Origin of the sequence: Chryseobacterium carnipullorum, assembly GCF_900142785.1 — a bacterium.
Classification (GTDB): domain Bacteria; phylum Bacteroidota; class Bacteroidia; order Flavobacteriales; family Weeksellaceae; genus Chryseobacterium; species Chryseobacterium carnipullorum.
Genome location: NZ_FRCD01000014.1, coordinates 159,265 through 177,916, shown reverse-complemented (window position 1 = coordinate 177,916; position 18,652 = coordinate 159,265). Strand labels below are relative to the sequence as shown.

Sequence of the window (18,652 nt, the reverse complement as noted above, 5' to 3'; positions counted from 1 at the left end):
CCTCAAAACTATAGGGAAACAACTCCAACTGATTCTGATTATAATACTTGAAATTCATAAACAAATATCTGATTATCAAATATAAAAATATAAAAACCTAAAATAATAACCAAAAAAAACCGCCTCAGTTGTGAGACGGCCTCTTCTATTTACAAACCACTTACTTTAATAATATATGAGCGCTTTATCAAGCGATATTATTCTTTAATCTTTTATAGAATGATCAACTGATCTGATTTTGGAAACTTGTTAATGATATCGTCAGTAAAACAGAAATTACTTTTCAGAATATCTTTTGGGTTTCCACTGATCCAGCTATCAGATCTATTTTTGAGATAATTTTCGGCCCCATTGAAATATATCCTAACATCACCTTTTTCAAAGGTCATCTTTTATAAATTAGCCTTCAGCCGGAAAATCACCCATTTCTAAATGTCCATGGATATAATAGTGCTGTTCGTTGGCATTATCATTTTAAATTGGGACGTGCTATCCATAGATTTAGATGTTTGTCTTAACAAGATAAATATAAGAAGAAGAATTGGGTTTAATTTTTTATAGTCATTAAAAAAAAATTAAAAAATCCATCTTTCGATGGATTCCGATCTATTGAGGATTGTTGTCAGTTGTTTTTTTATTTTTCTTCTTATAAAAATAATAAGCTATACCTCCGATGAGAAGTAGGGGCCAGAGTGGGAGTATGAAAAGAAAGACAGAAGTAATGACACCCCAGCCGGATGAAATGGCTGCGAGTGATTTTCCACCGAAAGTTTTAGGTTCTTTTTCAATATCTGATTGATCGGTAAGGGTCACTGTTATAGTACATAGTGTATTATCCGTATAATGATTGCCGGAAACCTGAATGTTTTTATTGTCTACCTCCCCAATTCTGCTCAGATCATTCATTAAATCATCAAAATTCCGGATAGGAACCCTGATATCCATATAGTAGACTTTCTGGTTTGTTTCGGAATAGGCAGACTCGTGTCTTACGGGCTCTGCAGAAACATAAGAAAGCTCTTCACTTTTTACGTATCCGTTGTTTTTTATCGTTTCCTCTTTTACGAGTTCTTTTACGGTTTCTGCATTGTCTGCTTTTACAGACAGCAATCCGGTTTTTACCATTATGTTTTTAGGAGCATTCAACTCATAGCTGTCATTTTTTGATTGATTTCTATAAATGATCTTGGTTTCTTTGATCACCTTTGGAGCCGGGACGTTAACAACTACCTTTTCAGTTTTTTTATTCGTTGAATCTTTTTTCTCGATTTTTGATTCCAGTTTTGTGGATGCAATTTTATCAGATAAGGAATCTACTATTTTGGCAGTATTTTCAATCTTCTGCTGAATTTCTCCTTTGGTATCTTCAAAATCTTTTATTTTGACATGAGCCGAATCCATCATTTTGTCTGCCGTTTGATTGATAGAATTCACGGTTTCATGAAATTCGGTTGCCGCACTGTCCGCAGCATGTAAAGTATCTTCAATCTGAGAGTGTGCTGCTTCACTCTTTTTACACATGATAAAAGTGCTTGATATAGCAACCAGTAATACGAACTTTTTCATAACATTATTTTTTTGATGAAGTAAAATTAGGAGTGGTGGCCAGAAATTAATTGTAAATAGAATGTATTATGCCAGTAAAATTTTATTCAGTTGAAAATCAATTGACTGAACTCATTTTACAAAAGATTTACAAAACAGGATGTATAAAATTATTGATTTTTATATTCTTTTCTATAGTCATGCCTATCAGAAATAGAGAGCTCATTCAAAGTAAATATCTCATGTTACCTGAATCAACTGAGGATAAGAATATTTTTGTAAATAAACTCTGATAACTTTACAGGACCTGATGCATAATAAGTTGCTTATAGTTTCGTTTTTATAAAGGTAAATGTTTGGATAACTGCTTTTGTCTGTTAATTGATCATTTATTTTAACAATTATGTAATTTTAACGACTCATTACAAGGTTTTGGGGTAGATTTGTGTTTATTGAATAATTTTTTTTGAAAAAATATTCAAAATGCTAAATATGAATATTTACATTTGCATATTAATATTTTCATAATGAAAAGAGTATTTTTGTTAATCTTTCTTTTGCTTTTGTTTGGATTTGGAGGTGGAGCAGGTTGCACAAACGTTTCTGCTACAAAAAATGTCGTTAAAACAGAGTCAGGAATGAGTAGAAATAATAATGAGATAAAATTTTCGGAAGTACGAAGGCTGAATAAGAGTATACTTTTAAAAGAGTATACCTTAGTACAATCTTTTGAGGAAACAGTAAAATTATACAGCGTAATGGAAGATAAAAGATTTTCCCGGTCGCAGCCAATTCCTACATTGTCTGAAAATGAATTTCTTCTTGTACTGAAACCTCAATTGAAAACAAAGGAATATGGAGATATTGAAATAGAGAAGATAGAAGAGGAGAAATCTTTTCTAAAGGTCTATTATAAAGAAATTGATAACGAAGAATATTTATTGAATAAAGAAAAGAATCCCATATTGATTCTTAAAATAGAAGGGAAAGTTCCTTCAGGTGTTAAACTAATAGCCTTTTAATTTATAAAAAAAAGTAGATGAAGAAAAAATTACTGGTTTTGGGGACCTTGCTCATGTTTTCGGCAGTAGGGTTTGCTCAAAAAAATCATTGGAAAAAACCTGACTCAAAAATCAACAGTGAAATTCGTGAAACTAATGTAAGGATTACTGATTTCACTTTGTTTAAACTTAATGTCAGTGACATTCAAAATCAACTCAAAAATTTACCTGACAGTGATCTGCATTTGTCTAAAAAAGGAGTACTGATGGATTTTCCAAACCTTGAAGGAGGCTTTGATACCTACGAGGTTTTTGAATCTTCAACCATGCATCCGGACCTTCAGAACAGATATTCTGAGATCCGTTCTTTTACCGGCTTCAAAAAAGGGGACCAATCAGCCACTTTAAAGTTTACGATAGATCCTTACTTTGGATTTAACGGGATGATCAGAAATAATCAGGGAATTTATTATATCGATTCTTATACAAAAGATAATAAGATTTATAAACTGTATGATCGGAAAAATGCCTCATCTCTCAGTCAGTTTGAATGTCTTTTTAATGGAAATAATGAGCTGGATGAATCCGCTTTAAGTGCCCAGAAAACAGTTATTGACGGATTAAACAGAAAGTACAGGCTCGCGATTACAACGACGACAGAATACACTGCTTATATCGCAGGTCAGGCTGGTGTGGGATCAGGAACGGATATTCAGAAAAGAGCGGCAGTTCTTGCGGCTGTTAACCTTGCTGTAACAAGATTAAATGAAGTATTTGAAAGAGATATTTCAGTAAGATTACAGCTTATTCCGAATACAGATTCTTTATTCTTCATCAGTACAGATACTTTTAATACCCTGGATGCAGGACAGATGTTAGGTGAAAATATTACGGTTACCAACACTATTATCGGTGCTGCCAATTATGATATTGGACACTTGTTCTTTCAGGCCAATGCCGGGAACGATAATGGCTTAGCGGCTACTCCTGCCATTTGTGGAAGTAGCAAGGCGGGTGGAGTTACCGGGTCTGCAATTCCGGTGGGTGATCCTTTTGTAATAGATTATGTAGCTCATGAAATGGGACATCAGTTTGGGGCCAATCATACGCAAAATAATAACTGTAACAGAAATACGCCTACATCCATAGAGCCGGGAAGTGCCAGCTCTATTATGGGATATGCAGGTATTTGTGCTCCCAATGTACAACCCCACAGTGATGCATATTTCCATGCGGTAAGTATTGCTGAAATGTATACCAGGCTAACTTCAGGTTCTACCTCCAACTGTGGGGTTAAAACCCCGATTGCCAACACAGAGCCAATTGCCAACGCAGGACCGGACAGAAGCATCCCGAAGAGTACTCCATTTATGCTCACAGCCACTGCAACGGATGCAGATAATGATGCTCTTACTTATACCTGGGAACAAACTGATTTTGGGGTTGCGGCTATGCCACCTCAACCGGTTAATGCAGTAGGACCTCTTTTCAGGTCTGTAATGCCTACAGCATCACCTTCAAGATATTTTCCCAGACTGTCTACGATTGTTTCCGGTTATGATCCTGCCATTGTAGCTCCTGCAGATGTGAAAGCATGGGAGAAGCTCGCTTCAAGAGGAAGAGATCTTAATTTTTCAGTTCTTGTAAGAGATAATAATCCTCTGGGAGGCCAGACTGGACGTGATAATGTGAAACTTACCGTTGTAGATGGTGCAGGGCCTTTCTTGGTTACTTCACAAAATACAGCAGGAGTTGTCTGGAGTGAAGGTCAGTCCTATGCCATTACCTGGGATGTGGCCAATACAACAGCTGCCCCTGTAAGCACGCCTAATGTAACAATCCTTTTGTCAAAAGACGGCGGTCTTACTTTCCCAACCGTTTTGGTTGCAAGTACACCTAATAATGGTTCTTATAATTATACGGTTCCGGGTGGTCTGGGAACGATTTCAAACAGTGCCAGAATTATGGTGAAAGCTGTGGAGAATGTATTTTTAAATGTCAATTCACAAAACTTTACAATTAATTCTTCAGCAGTAGTAGTTCCGGGTCCAAATCCTGGAAATCCGGTAACAACCCCTACAAGAATATACCAGGGTCTGATGATCTATCCTGTGCCTTCCAATGATGGGTATGTTTACATTAAAGCCGATTTCCCTAGACAAATTCCGTTGCGTCCTTACGTTATTACTTACGAAATATTTTCAATGGACGGAAAACTGATTGTGCCTAAAAAGACCAAATATATTTTTGATCAGGATCTGCAACAGATCAATTTAAAACATTTACCTACTGAATCCTATATGATTCATGTTACCGTAGATGGAGAAAAAATTGTTAAGAAACTAATGATGATTCCTAAGTAGATCATCCCAGTAGATTCAACAAAAAAAACCGTTCAGATGAACGGTTTTTTTGTACTATAAAGTAATGATTAATCATTATTAAATTCACTGATAAAATGCAGTTTTACATTCGGAAATTTTTCCTGGGTCATATGAATTGTGAATGATGAGTCTGCAAGGAATACAAGCTGGTTGTATTTATCTCTTGCAAGGAATCGCTGCTTCAGCCTTGCAAATTCTTTAAATTCTTCAGATTTTTCATCAGCTTCTATCCAGCATGCCTTATGCATCGAAAGGGGTTCGTAGGTACACTTTGCACCATATTCATGCTCCAGACGGTATTGGATGACCTCATACTGAAGCGCCCCCACAGTTCCGATGATCTTTCTGTTATTCATTTCCATGGTAAAGAGCTGCGCAACCCCTTCATCCATCAGCTGATCAATACCTTTTGCCAATTGCTTGGCTTTAAGCGGATCACTGTTGTTGATATAACGGAAATGCTCAGGAGAGAAACTAGGAACTCCTTTGAAGCTTAATTTCTCACCACCGGTCAATGTATCTCCGATTCTGAAACTTCCCGTGTCATGAAGACCTACGATATCTCCGGGGAAACTTTCATCTACCACCTCTTTTTTATCAGCAAAGAATGCATTGGGAGAAGAGAATTTCATCTTTTTGTTTTCTCTTACCAACAGATAATTTTCATTTCTTTTGAATGTTCCTGAAACAATTTTCACGAACGCAAGCCGGTCTCTGTGTTTAGGATCCATATTCGCGTGGATCTTGAAAACGAATCCCGTAAAATTATTTTCTTCAGGTTTTACAAGACGGGTATCGCTTTCTTTAGGCTGAGGCATCGGTGCAATTTCGATGAACGCATCCAGTAACTCACGGACTCCAAAATTATTTAAAGCCGAACCAAAGAAAACGGGTTGTAGATCACCCGCCATATATTCTTCACGGCTGAATTCAGGATATACAGACTGTACAAGTTCAAGCTCGTCTCTAAGATTTTGAGCCGCTTTTTCCCCGATCACCTCATCTATTGAAGGATCATTGATGTCGTCAAACTTAACGGTTTCACCTACTTTCTGCTTCTTTTCTTCCAGGAAAAGCTGAATATTGTTTTCCCAGATATTATAGATTCCCTGGAAGTCACTTCCCATACCGATAGGAATAGACAAAGGAACTACTCTTAATCCCAATTTCTGTTCTACCTCATCCAAAAGGTCAAAAGCATCTTTACCTTCACGGTCAAGTTTATTGATGAAAACCAGCATAGGAATGTTTCTCATTCTGCAGACCTTCACCAGTTTTTCAGTCTGTTCCTCAACCCCTTTTGCAACGTCAATTACCACGATTACAGAGTCTACAGCAGTCAAAGTTCTATAGGTATCTTCAGCAAAATCTTTGTGACCCGGTGTATCAAGGATGTTAATTTTGTGATCTTTATATTCAAAAGCCAATACAGAAGTCGCTACAGAGATTCCTCTCTGTCTTTCGATTTCCATAAAGTCGGAGGTAGCTCCTTTTTTTATTTTATTGGACTTTACCGCACCGGCTTCCTGAATCGCACCCCCGAAAAGAAGTAATTTTTCTGTAAGGGTTGTTTTTCCGGCATCCGGGTGGGAAATAATCCCGAAAGTCTTTCTTTTTTGTATTTCTTTGATTAAGTCTGACATAGTGTATTTTGAAGTTGCAAAAATCGGGATTTTTTATGAGGTTTCAAATAATTTACAGGAATAAATGGTTGAGAGTTTTGAATAAAAGCTGCAAGATTATGGATAAGGGGATTCTTCGGTAAAAGGATTGGAGTTTTAAAAGAAGTACTTATCGTATGAATAAAGAAATTTTGGTAATTTAAGAATGTGGTTTAGAAACAATAAGTGTGAAGCTTATTAATACAAACGTTCATGGTCTAACCTCTAATTTCTAACCTCTAAATTCTATTTCAAAAAAAGCACCAACAGATATAATAACCCAAAAAGAACAGCCATGAAAAGAAGGGTGGCAAGCCATTCAAAGCCTTTCCGTTTTTTAACATAACTTGTTTCGTCTGTCAGATTATATTCTTCAAGGGTATATTGTTTAATGGTAATGTCCGGTCTGAATATTTGTATTCCCTGCAGAAAATGTCTGTAGAGTTCAGGCTTGTTTTTAAATTGGTAATAGCTGTAATTAAAATCAATAAAAGTTGTGTCAATTTGATTTGACTTATTCTTCCTGAAGATTCTTAATGATTTGGTAAAGGAGGGCTGTGTACTGGTGTTGTCACTGACATCAGGGAGAAAAGGATCATCAGATTTACATAAATCGGAATATAATGTGTTGTCAATGAGTTCTTTTTTATAATTGTAAGTGTGAGCTCCTTTTGCATCAACCACAATTCTTTTGAAATATTTATTCTTTGCATCAATGATATGGATGATCAGAAACAGACAACAGGAAATAAGGATAGCTTCGGCAATAAGAATAACAAAAAAATGACCGCGATCAGACGAAAAATCATTGAAGCCATGATCAAAAAGTTTATAAAAAAGCAAAACGATGACAGCGATTATGATGGTGATCGTCAGCCATACCAAACCAAGCGCAACATAAGTTAGAGGCCAGTTGATCTCCGATTCCATTATTTTAAATTTCTCCTTCATATCTGTTATTTAACCAAAAGAAAATACCAACCAAACAATAAGCCCGCAGAGAAGGAGCGCGGCTAAAAGGATGATTAAAAATAAATATTTTCCCCCTTTTTTATTCACTTGCCAGGTTTCAGGATCAATAAAATAATTATTAAAAACCTGTGGGGCGATTTTCAGGTCCGGTCGGAAAACACTGATTCCTCTCAAAAGATGGGCATATAATGTATAACGGTCTTTGACCACATGCAACGGAAGATTCATTTCGATACGCAAAGGTTTCGCGGCTTCTTTTTCAGATCCGGTAAAGACTTCAAGCAGAGGCATAATTCCGCTGCTTCCGGTACTTACTGATAAAACATCATACTCTTTGCCGGAAAAAACAAGATCACTGTAAAGAATTTGATGGACAACTTCACGTTTTGAATTACAATACAGGATTCCGGTTTCATCAACGATGATTGTGCTTGCGATAAGATTCCTTTTGAGTATATATTCTTTTACTGTAGGAATCAGAATACCCAATCCTACGGGAAAACAGATTAATGCAGGAAAAAGCATGACTTCAATACCTCTCTTGTAAATTCCATAAGCAGGAAGAGCAATAAGAAAGGCAAAGCCTAAAAGTAACATACCGTAAACCAATGTCTGAAGCATGAATGTAGGAAACAGACTGATTTTAGATTCTATCCTCGGAAAAGGCTTTTCGGGGTTCATTTTTTAATGTGATTGGGATGAGTAGGCGAAAATAAGTATTTCCTTTTTTAGTTGCTTAAGGCTTTCAAAAAAATTATCTTTGTTTTTACAAAATTTTACAGAAAAAGCATGGAAAATAGCAGATATCCGAAGTTTACTTTCACATGGATCGGAGGTCTTGTCTTGTTGGCGGGATTATTCATAGGAACAATGGCTGTATCTTTTTTCGGCAGTTTCTGGAAAATAGCTTTCAGAGAAAATCTCGAACTTAAAGACTGGTTTTTAATGTTGACCAATGCAGCCGGATTTTTGACTGCGATCGCCTTTTTTGATTTTTTTATCGTGAGGCCTTCAACAGGAAAAAAACTGAATTTTAATTTTTCTCCAACGAATTTTTATACCTATCTCCTTATATTTCCTATGATGATCGGGATGATGTTTATTTCAGAATTCATCACCTCTCTTATTCCCATCACAGGACCATTCTGGGGGAAATACTATGAATATTTCTCACAGCTGATGGAGCAGCTGACCTTTGAACCAGTCATTATGATCATCATGACCGTGATCATGGCGCCTATTTTCGAGGAAATTATTTTCAGAGGAATTATTCAGAAAGGACTGGTGAATAAAGGCGTAGATCCCCGAAGAGCGATTTTGTATGCATCCATCATCTTCGGACTGGTTCATGGAAATCCATGGCAGTTTGTAGGCGCGGTATTGCTGGGTTGCGTGCTGGGACTAGTGTATCAGAAAACAAAGTCTCTGTTGCTGCCGATGTTGCTTCACGGATTTAACAACCTGTGTTCTTCAATGCTCGTCACTTATACGAAAAGCGAAAGTTTCGCAGACGCTTTCAAAATTTCCGAATGGATTATTCTGGTAATAGGAATTGTACTTTTTTCTTTATTCTATTATTTGTTTATGAAAAAGTATAAAGTACATTATTCTGAAATTTAGGACAAAGAAGAAATAAAATTAACCGTAATATGAAATACGGACAAAAATGAATTGAGCAAAAATGAATATAGATATGGAATTATTAGTTGCCACTCACAACATACACAAGAAAGAAGAGATCCAGCAGATCCTTGGAAATGATTTTACAGTAAAAAGCCTCACAGATTATAATATTCATGAAGAAATTGTAGAGGATGGTGATTCTTTTAATGCCAATGCTCTGATCAAAGCGAAATATTGCTTTGAGAAAACGGGAATTCCAAGTTTGGGAGATGACAGCGGCCTTGCTGTAGAAGCTTTGGATGGCAGACCCGGAATTTTTTCGGCACGTTATGCAGGAGACCATGATTTTGCGAAAAACATGGAAAAGGTTTTAGGTGAATTGGAAGGGGAAGACAACAGAAAAGCTTATTTCATTACAGTTTTATGTTATTATGACGAAAATGGAGCCCGATATTTCGAAGGAAGAGTTCATGGAAATATATTAACAGAAAATAAGGGACATAAAGGTTTTGGCTATGATCCTATATTCGTTCCTCAAGGGTATGACAGAACTTTCGCAGAAATGAATCCGGATGATAAAAACAAAATAAGTCACCGCAAGCAGGCGTTGGATCTGTTTCTGGACTTCCTGAAAGTAAAAGATTAATCAATCGAACGCAAAACCGTAGATTTTTATCCAACTTAAGCTATTCTTTGCAGTTTTATACGCGCTTTAATGCTTGCAGTATTCAAACTCTTCTACAGCTTATGTATTTTTAGAAATCCTATGCTTTTTAGTATTTAAAATTAAATCTAAAATATATGTTTAGATTTTCTGTCGTACATTTGTTATAATAAACTATTGATTTGAGTACTTATTTAACGATATTAGGCTTTAATTCAGCTATTCCGACAATTAATTCTTCGCCCACGGCCCAGTTGCTGGAAATAGAAGAAAGACACTTTCTGATCGACTGTGGAGAAGGAACACAGGTACAGCTGAGAAAAGCAAAAGCAAGATTTTCAAAGATCAATCATATCTTTATTTCTCATCTTCACGGGGATCATTGTTTTGGTCTTCCGGGGCTTATTGCCTCTTTCCGTCTTCTTGGAAGAGATATCCCCCTGCACGTTTACGGTCCCAAGGGAATCAAAAAAATGCTGGAAACCATTTTTCAGATCACAGAAACACACCGCGGCTTTGAAGTGGTTTATCATGAGCTGGATAAGGATTATTCTGAAAAGATCTATGAAGACAGCAGGGTAGAGGTGTATACCATTCCATTGGATCACAGAATATACTGTAACGGTTATCTTTTTAAAGAAAAACCAAAAGACAGGCATCTGAATATGAAGGAAATTGCCAAATACAGTGAAATAGAATCCTGTGATTACCACAATATAAAAGCAGGAAAAGATTTCGTATTAAGCGATGGTTATGTTCTTAAAAATGACGTGCTGACTCTCGATCCGACACCTCCTGTTTCATATGCTTTCTGCAGTGATACCCGCTACCTCGAAAGTGTACTTCCGATCATTAAAAATGTAACGGTTCTTTATCATGAATCAACATTTCTGCATGACCTGAAAGAGATGGCAGATTATACCGGGCATTCAACGGCTTTGGAAGCTGCAACAATTGCCCAGAAAGCTGGAGTAGGAAAACTGATCCTCGGGCATTTTTCCAACAGGTACGCAGACCTTACCGTATTCACCGATGAAGCGCGAAATGTTTTTCCCAATAGCTACCTCCCAAAAGCTCTGGAAAGCGTAAAAATTTAAAACCTGTATGCTTAATTTTGAAGAATTAAAAAGCTTTTTGAACGAAAAGGCAGATCAATACAACAGTCCCGATTTCATTGAAGATGATCCCATACAGATTCCACACCGATTTACTTTAAAACAGGATATAGAAATTGCCGGTTTTCTGGCCGCTACGATTTCATGGGGAAACCGAAAATCAATTATTAAATCTGCGGATAAAATGCTTGAGGTCATGGGGAATTCACCTTATGATTTTGTGTTAAACCATTCAGAAAAAGATTTGGAAATCCTTCACAACCAAAGTATCCACAGAACCTTTAACGGCGAGGATTTTGCTTATTTCATCAGACAATTCAGTAAGATCTATAAAGACAATGAAAGTCTTGAAAATTTATTTATCGTCAATCACCCGGAGACCAATTTTCTTCATGCTATTGAAAGATTCAGAAAAAGCTTTCTCGAAACAGAAAAACACAGAAGTCATAAACACGTCAGCTCACCTTACAAAAACTCGTCTTCCAAAAGAATTATTATGTTTCTCCGCTGGATGGTCCGAAAAGATAAACATGGCGTAGATTTTGGTATTTGGGAAAACATAGATCAGAAACACCTGTCGATTCCTTTGGATGTACATACAGGAAATATTTCAAGGAAACTTGGTCTTGTTTCCAGAACCCAGAACGACTGGAAAACAGTGGAAGAACTGGATGCAGCCATCAGACAATTTGATGAGACCGATCCTGCCAAGTATGATTTTGCCCTATTTGGACTCGGAGTGACGAAAGAACTTTTATAACATAGGAAGGATGAAAAAAGAAACAGAAAAAAAAGAAGTGTTAGAAAAAATAGCGAATGGGATTACCTGGTGGGTAGGTTCTATACCCTCACTCATCGTTCATACTTTATTCTTTATCACTTCATTTCTCTTGCCGGTGCTCAATCTTGTTGAGTTCGACAAAATGCTTTTGATCCTTACCACCGTGGTCTCCCTGGAAGCAATATATCTCGCCATTTTTATTCAGATGTCTGTTAATAAAAGCCATGAGAAAATTGAAGATATCCAGGAAGATATTGAGGAAATTAGTGAAGATATTGAAGATATTCAGGAAGATATTGAAGAGATCAGTGAAGACATTGAGGAGATCAGCGAAGATATTGAAGAGATCAATGAAGATATTGAAGATATCCAGGAGGATATAGAGGAGATCAATGAGGATGAAGATGATGAAGATCACAACGAAAGAGCCAAAAATGTTATACTTAAAAGCAATGTGAATTCCAATAAGAATGAAATCAAAGCTTTAAAGGATGTCATCAGCCAGCTTCAAAATGAAATTGATCAGTTGAAGAAATAGCAAGCAATAAAATAAGATATTAGGATAGTGAAAATATAAAAAAGCAGACTGGTTCATGTACAGTCTGCTTTTTTTAGGGTATTTTTTAGTTAAAATTGAACTCTACCATTTTTGTGGATTATATAAGTATAAAATGTATTTATTGTGAATATGTGTGGTGAATTATTTGAAAATGCTTAATTAGAATGGTTTTTAATGATATTTTTGCTACATTTGAACAAACAATAATAAAATGTTCAATTATAGACTGAATAATTACTTTTTAATTACAATGTTTCTATTGGCTTCTGTTTCTGCTTTTTCACAGAGAATGGAAAGAAAATCAAAGCCTGAAAAGTTTAGTGCGCAGAGTAAAAAGGCAGGTGCATTTATAGATGTCAATGTGCCCACTTATGTACCATCAAGCTATACTATAGAACAGCTTGTAAAAAATGTACTGATCTCGGGTGGATCTGTCTGCGCGGCTCCTAATGTCAGCAATGTGACCATATCTCCGAATCAACTGCCAACAGATACAGATAGAGCCTGGGGGTATTTTCATAAAGGAACTACCAATTTTCCTTTTAATGACGGATTGCTTCTTGTGACCGGTAAGGCCAGAAGAGCGGGAAATGCTCTAGAGGGACCGGCTGCATTAGGAGATGTTGTCCCCGGAGCCGGAATGAATGATCCGGATCTGGTAGCAGCGATCAACCCTCCGGGTAATCTGAAAGACGTGGTCTCCTTAGAGTTCGATTTCGTCCCGAACAGCAACCAGGTGAAATTTAATTACTTATTTGCTTCAGAAGAATACACAAGTGGGTATCCATGTGGTGATTTTGCGGACGGTTTTGCGCTCCTTCTTAAAAAAGTTGGTGATCCAACTTATACCAATTTAGCAATTCTACCCAACGGAGATGGACCGGTAAGTGTTCTTAATATTGTACCTCCCGGCGTAGGATGTGATGGAGAAACGATTAATGAACAGTACTTCGGAGGACTGAATACTTTGAATGTCGAAACTAATTTTATAGGAAGAACCATTCCTCTTAAAGCCACTGCCACTGTAATTCCCGGCCAGACCTATCATTTTAAAATGGTTCTGGCAGATGCAATTGATAATGGCTATGATTCTGCGGTATTTCTGCAGGGAGGATCTTTTGATATCGGGATGACGATCGTCGACGGCAACGGAAATCCTCTCGGAGACACTTTGAATATGTGTGATAACACCCCACAGACTTTAAAAGCTCAGGTGTCTGCCGTTCCCGGAATGACCTATAAATGGTATAAAGATGGGGTACTTATTCCTTTTGCAACCAATGCAGTGTATGTAGCCAATTCACCGGGAGTATACGAAGTGAAAACTTTTGTAGGTGGGACAGAATGTCAGAAAGCCACCATTACCATTATAGGCGGAACTTCTCCTGCTGCTCAAAATGCAACGCTGAAGCTCTGTGCAACTCCAACGCTCAGTACTTTTAATTTAGACTCTGCAAAGCCACAGATCAGCACAACACCGGGAGCTGTATTCCGATTTTATGCTACTCAGGCTGATGCACAGGCACAGAATAACAGTTTCATTACCAATACCACAAATTATAATGGTACAGACGGACAAGTGATCTACGTATTGGTTTCAAATGGCGCTTTCTGTAGTAAGATCGTCACATTAACCTTAAGAAGAGAAGAGACTCCTGTCGCTACGCTTAACGCACCGAGATTGAGAATCTGTGAAGGAGAATCTCTCATTATAACGGCTTCCGGCGGAGTAACCTATCAGTGGGGAGATACATCCAGTACAGGAGGAGTAAGAACAGTAAGTCCAACTCAGACGACTACCTATACCGTATATGCTATTGGTGCACAGGGATGTAAATCTCTGCAACCGGCAACCATTACCATTGACGTAGTGCCGGCTATTGTATCTTCTCTGAAAGGAGGACAAATTTGTGAAGGAGATATGATCCTTTTAGATGCAGGATCAGGACCTGGATATATTTATGAATGGAATACAGGTGAAACGACTCAGGCTATTACTGTGGGAACTCCGGGAGAATATACCGTCAAAATCAGCAATGGTGTTTGTTCAAAAGAGTTTAAAACCCAGGTGATCCGTGCAGTAGTTCCCCAAATCATAAAAGTGGATTATAATGTTAATGGAACGATGGTTCTCACGGCAAGCAATCCCAGCAACGGTACACTGGAATATTCAGTAGACAATGGTTATACATGGCAGGCTTCCAATGTATTCTCCAATGTTCCTAAAAATACGGTGATATCCATCCGTGTTAAAGTGAAGAATACCAGTTGTGAAGGATTCTTAGAATACTTTACGTTCGTGATGAAGAATGTGATCACGCCAAACGGAGACAACGTTAATGATATCATTGATTTTAGTGGAGTAAGCAGCTATAAAGACTTTAAAGGTTTTGTTTTCGACCGTTACGGAAGAGAAGTGTTCAAGGCTGGTAAAACCAGACCATATTGGGATGGATTTTTCCAGGGGAAACGTTTACCTACTGCCTCTTACTGGTATCAGGTGACCTATCAGGATCCAGCAAGTAAAGAGACCGCCGTGAAAACCGGATGGATTCTTCTTAAAAATTTAGAATAATCACCTAAGTAATATACGGAAGGGCTGGCATAATCGCCAGCCTTTTTTATTATTTTTAAATAAAGTGAATTTATATTGTAGAATAAATAAACTTGTATAGATGACAATGTAAATTGTGTTAAATTAAGTTTCAATCAAAAAAAATAGTATTTTTGTTTAAAATACTATAAAATGTTAAATAGGAGGATTGGAAATTTATTTTTGATGTTATTTTTTGCATTCATCGGCAGTTTTGTTTTTGCTCAAAGCATAGACAGAGCCACGATTCCTGCGAAAAAAGCTAACGCAAATTCTATGAAAGCAGGTCTTTTCATAGATGTAAATACCCCCAATTATCCCGAATCTAACTACAGCGTTACGCAATTGGTCAAAGATGTGCTGATATCCGGAGGAGCCTGCTCTACATCGAATGTAACCAATGTCAACGTTTCCCCTAATTTAGCCGTCAATGATGCCGGAAGAAGCTGGGGTTTTTTTAATAAAGGAACTACTGGTTTTCCATTCGAAAAAGGAATCGTTCTTTCAACGGGCTATGCTGCAAAAGCAGGAAATAACTATCAGGGACTTTTAAATGATGGTTTGAATACCCCGGGAGATGTAGATCTGGCCACTGCTTTAGGCATTAATAATTTAGAATTGAGAGATGCGACCTATATTGAATTTGATTTTGTACCAGCTTCTACAGAAGTTTCATTCAGATACTTATTTGCCTCCAAAGAATATGCACCGGGATTCCAGTTTGCCTGTACCAAATCAGACGGATTTGCATTGCTGTTAAAAAAGGCAAGTGATCCTACTTACACCAATCTCGCAGTGCTTCCCGGAAATGCAGGACCTGTAAGTGTGACCAATATCCACCCGGCAATTCCCGGAGGTTGTGGCGCGGTAAACCCAACTTATTTCGCAGGAATAAATAATCCGTTGGTTGAAACTAATTTTGATGGCCGAACGGTACCTTTAACAGCAAAAGCTACTGTCATTCCAGGTCAGACCTATCACTTCAAAATGGTTTTAGCTGACTTCAGCGATAGAAATTACGACTCAGCCGTATTTCTGGAAGCAGGTTCATTTGATATCGGAGTGAAAATTTTAGATCCTGCCGGAGTGCAGCTTCCTGCTTCTGTCAATATGTGCGACAATGCTCCTCAAACCTTTACCGCTTCAGTACAGGTTCCTAATGTTACATATCAGTGGTTTTTAAATAACAATCCTATTCAGGGCCAGACCGGACCAAGCTACACAGCGACACAGCCCGGAGTATACAGTGTTCAGGTATTCATTCAGGGAAATACATGTCCGGGAACGGGAACCATTACCGTAGTGGGAGGAACTTCTCCTACCGTCCAGAATGCAACCCTTACAGCTTGCTATTCCGCGGGAAATGCTACTTTTAATCTCCCTTCAGCGCAGGCTTCTATAAGTACAACTCCAGGGGCAACATTTGCGTATTATCTTACCCAGGCAGATGCCCTTGCAGGAAATACCAACACCATTCCCAGCCCTGCGACCTACTCAAGTCCGGGAGGACAGACCATATATGTTCTTGTCAAAAATGGCTTCTGTTCCAAAGTTGCTCAGTTACAGCTGGTAAAAGCTCCTCAAATGACTGCTTCGATTTTGCCTCCGCCGGTATTAACCTGCGTAAGCTCACAGGCAACATTAAATGCGTCAGCTTCAGTTTATCCTGCAGGATCTGTTTTTAGCTGGACCACCACAGGAGGGAATATCGTTTCAGGCGCCAATACATTAAATCCGGTGATCAATGCTCCGGGAACTTATACCTTAACCATATCAAATACCTATCAGCCGGGAAGTGTAATCTGTACTGCTGTTGCTAACGTAACAGTTACAGGAGACAGTGCTCCCCCTGTTACAGGACTTACAGCCAGTAAAATACAGATTTGTAACGGTGAATCGGTTGTTTTAACGGCATCAGGAGGTGCTACCTACAACTGGACAGCCCTTCCTGGAACAGGAAATACACAGACAGTATCACCTACTACAACCACTACCTATACCGTAACTGCTGTAGGAGCTAACGGATGTGTATCACAGAATCCGGCAACGATAACTATTGAAGTTTCGCAGCCCATCACAGTACAGAATGCGATATTGCATAAATGCTATGCTCCGGGATTGACCTATGATCTTACAACTGCCCAAAGTCAGATCACTTCTGCCGGGCCTGGTGTTACCTTTACGTACTATATTCTTCAGGCTGATGCGCTTGCAGAAAATAATAATTTTATCATAACACCTACTTCATATGCTCCACCCGCCAATCAGACCATCTATGTTTTGGTGAAAAACGGAGGATGTCACTATGTGGTTTCACTTCAATTGCTGAGAACAGCTGAAACAACGCTTACCATAGCTGCACCGCAGCAAATTACCTGTACAGCACCTCAAACTACATTAAATGCATCCGCTTCCGTAGTACCTGCTGGATCCACCATTGCCTGGACAGCAGCAGGAGGGGGGAATATCGTATCAGGTGCCAATACACTGAATCCTGTCGTTAACGCAGGAGGAGTTTATACCCTTACGGTTTCCAATGTATCGCAGCCAGGAAATTTAACATGTACCTACACCGCTACCGTTACAGTAACTCAAAATACAGCACTGCCAACTGCGACCCTGGTATCATCACAACCTAGAATATGTTTAGGGGAATCAGTAACATTAACAGCTTCAGGAGGGGTAACCTATAACTGGACAGGACTTGCCGGAAATGGTGATACCCAGATCGTTTCTCCAACGACAAACACAGTATACACGGTATATGCAGTAGGTGCCAACGGATGTATTTCTGCAACACCTGCCACCGTTACTGTTTTGGTGGGACCACCTACCGCGGGAATAGCGGCATCAAAAACAAAAATATGTGCAGGAGAATCCGTTACTCTTACGGCTACCGGAGGATTTACCTATAATTGGGTAGGTCTTCCTGGAAATGGAAATACACAGGTAGTTTCGCCTACCGTTACAACAGAATACTCTGTATTTGCATTGGGAGGGAATGGCTGTAGCTCTCTGCAGGCTGCAAAAGTAACCATCGAGGTGGTACCAGCCATTGTATCTACACTACAGGATGTATATGTATGTGCAGGTGATAAAGGTATTCTAGATGCAGGTGCGGGCCCGAGTTATACCTACCTATGGAGTACGGGGGCAACGACACAGACGATATCGACGAGTGTTCTTGGAACCTATACCGTGACCATCAGCAATGGGGTTTGTTCTAAGGTTTTCACCGCAAAATTATTGAATCCTGATCTGCCTCAGTTTACGAATGTAGTATATGATAATCATGTGCTTACCCTCACGACGAGTAATCCTACAGGAGGTGTTTTGGAATACTCTATAGACGGTGGTGTCGTTTGGCAGAGTTCTAATATGTTTTATAATGTTTTAAATAATACGAACTACCATTTGATGGTAAGGGTAAAAGATGCAAACTGCAGTACATCATTAGATTACTTTACATTTGTTATCAGCAACGCCATCACACCTAATATGGATGGAGTCAATGATACAGTAGATTTCTCAGGACTTAGAGGATATAATAATTTTGCAGCATCAGTCTTTGACCGGTACGGAGCAGAGCTCTTCAGAGCAACCAAAACAGACGCTGTCTGGAGAGGATCTTTAAAGGGGATGAATCTGCCTACAGGCACCTACTGGTATAAAGTACAGTGGGAAAACCCGGCCAGTAAAAAACTGGAGCAACGTTCAGGCTGGATATTGCTAAAAAATAGGAACTAACAAACAA

General features: G+C 38.4%; 13 protein-coding genes. 9 read left to right on the top strand and 4 right to left on the bottom strand.

Annotation, left to right across the window (positions count from 1 at the left end; translation table 11 throughout):
* Nucleotides 1-606: 606 nt before the first annotated feature.
* A complete protein-coding gene (locus tag BUC06_RS16330) occupies nucleotides 607-1,566 on the bottom strand; it encodes a DUF4349 domain-containing protein (RefSeq protein WP_073335079.1) in 960 nt (319 codons plus the stop codon).
* A 506-nt stretch (nucleotides 1,567-2,072) separates the two neighbouring features.
* Between BUC06_RS16330 and BUC06_RS16320 the strand changes: the two genes are divergently transcribed.
* Nucleotides 2,073-2,567 carry a hypothetical protein gene (locus BUC06_RS16320; RefSeq protein ID WP_073335077.1) on the top strand — a complete coding sequence of 165 codons (495 nt, stop codon included), beginning with the start codon at nucleotides 2,073-2,075 and terminating at the stop codon, nucleotides 2,565-2,567.
* Nucleotides 2,568-2,584: 17 nt separating this feature from the next.
* The gene (locus BUC06_RS16315; RefSeq protein WP_083564104.1) at nucleotides 2,585-4,909 is read left to right on the top strand and encodes a reprolysin-like metallopeptidase; all 2,325 of its coding nucleotides are present in this window, start codon (nucleotides 2,585-2,587) and stop codon (nucleotides 4,907-4,909) included.
* A gap of 68 nt (nucleotides 4,910-4,977) precedes the next feature.
* On the opposite strand, the gene BUC06_RS16310 is transcribed toward BUC06_RS16315, so the two are convergent.
* From BUC06_RS16310 to BUC06_RS16300, 3 genes are all read right to left on the bottom strand, one after another.
* A complete protein-coding gene (locus BUC06_RS16310) occupies nucleotides 4,978-6,573 on the bottom strand; it encodes a peptide chain release factor 3 (protein WP_073335076.1) in 1,596 nt (531 codons plus the stop codon).
* 264 nt (nucleotides 6,574-6,837) lie between these two features.
* Nucleotides 6,838-7,542 carry a hypothetical protein gene (locus BUC06_RS16305; RefSeq protein WP_073335075.1) on the bottom strand — a complete coding sequence of 235 codons (705 nt, stop codon included), beginning with the start codon at nucleotides 7,540-7,542 and terminating at the stop codon, nucleotides 6,838-6,840.
* A gap of 9 nt (nucleotides 7,543-7,551) precedes the next feature.
* Complete coding sequence (locus tag BUC06_RS16300) at nucleotides 7,552-8,244, bottom strand: hypothetical protein (protein WP_073335074.1); 693 nt, start codon at nucleotides 8,242-8,244, stop codon at nucleotides 7,552-7,554.
* Nucleotides 8,245-8,352: 108 nt separating this feature from the next.
* Between BUC06_RS16300 and BUC06_RS16295 the strand changes: the two genes are divergently transcribed.
* The 7 genes from BUC06_RS16295 (at nucleotide 8,353) to BUC06_RS16265 (ending at nucleotide 18,645) form a co-directional block, all read left to right on the top strand.
* A complete protein-coding gene (locus tag BUC06_RS16295; protein ID WP_073335092.1) occupies nucleotides 8,353-9,183 on the top strand; it encodes a CPBP family intramembrane glutamic endopeptidase in 831 nt (276 codons plus the stop codon).
* Nucleotides 9,184-9,256: 73 nt separating this feature from the next.
* Nucleotides 9,257-9,832: an RdgB/HAM1 family non-canonical purine NTP pyrophosphatase gene (rdgB, locus tag BUC06_RS16290; protein WP_073335091.1), complete on the top strand. Its 576-nt coding sequence runs from the start codon at nucleotides 9,257-9,259 to the stop codon at nucleotides 9,830-9,832.
* 200 nt (nucleotides 9,833-10,032) lie between these two features.
* On the top strand, nucleotides 10,033-10,947 hold the full coding sequence (locus BUC06_RS16285; protein WP_073335073.1) for a ribonuclease Z: 915 nt from the start codon (nucleotides 10,033-10,035) through the stop codon (nucleotides 10,945-10,947).
* 7 nt (nucleotides 10,948-10,954) lie between these two features.
* On the top strand, nucleotides 10,955-11,725 hold the full coding sequence (locus tag BUC06_RS16280) for a TIGR02757 family protein (protein ID WP_073335072.1): 771 nt from the start codon (nucleotides 10,955-10,957) through the stop codon (nucleotides 11,723-11,725).
* Between the two features lie 10 nt (nucleotides 11,726-11,735).
* Nucleotides 11,736-12,284: a DUF1003 domain-containing protein gene (locus BUC06_RS16275; RefSeq protein WP_073335071.1), complete on the top strand. Its 549-nt coding sequence runs from the start codon at nucleotides 11,736-11,738 to the stop codon at nucleotides 12,282-12,284.
* A gap of 232 nt (nucleotides 12,285-12,516) precedes the next feature.
* Entirely contained in the window at nucleotides 12,517-14,880 is a 2,364-nt protein-coding gene (locus BUC06_RS16270) for a choice-of-anchor L domain-containing protein (protein WP_073335070.1), read from the top strand.
* Nucleotides 14,881-15,084: 204 nt separating this feature from the next.
* A complete protein-coding gene (locus BUC06_RS16265; protein WP_228423782.1) occupies nucleotides 15,085-18,645 on the top strand; it encodes a choice-of-anchor L domain-containing protein in 3,561 nt (1,186 codons plus the stop codon).
* Nucleotides 18,646-18,652 lie beyond the last annotated feature (7 nt).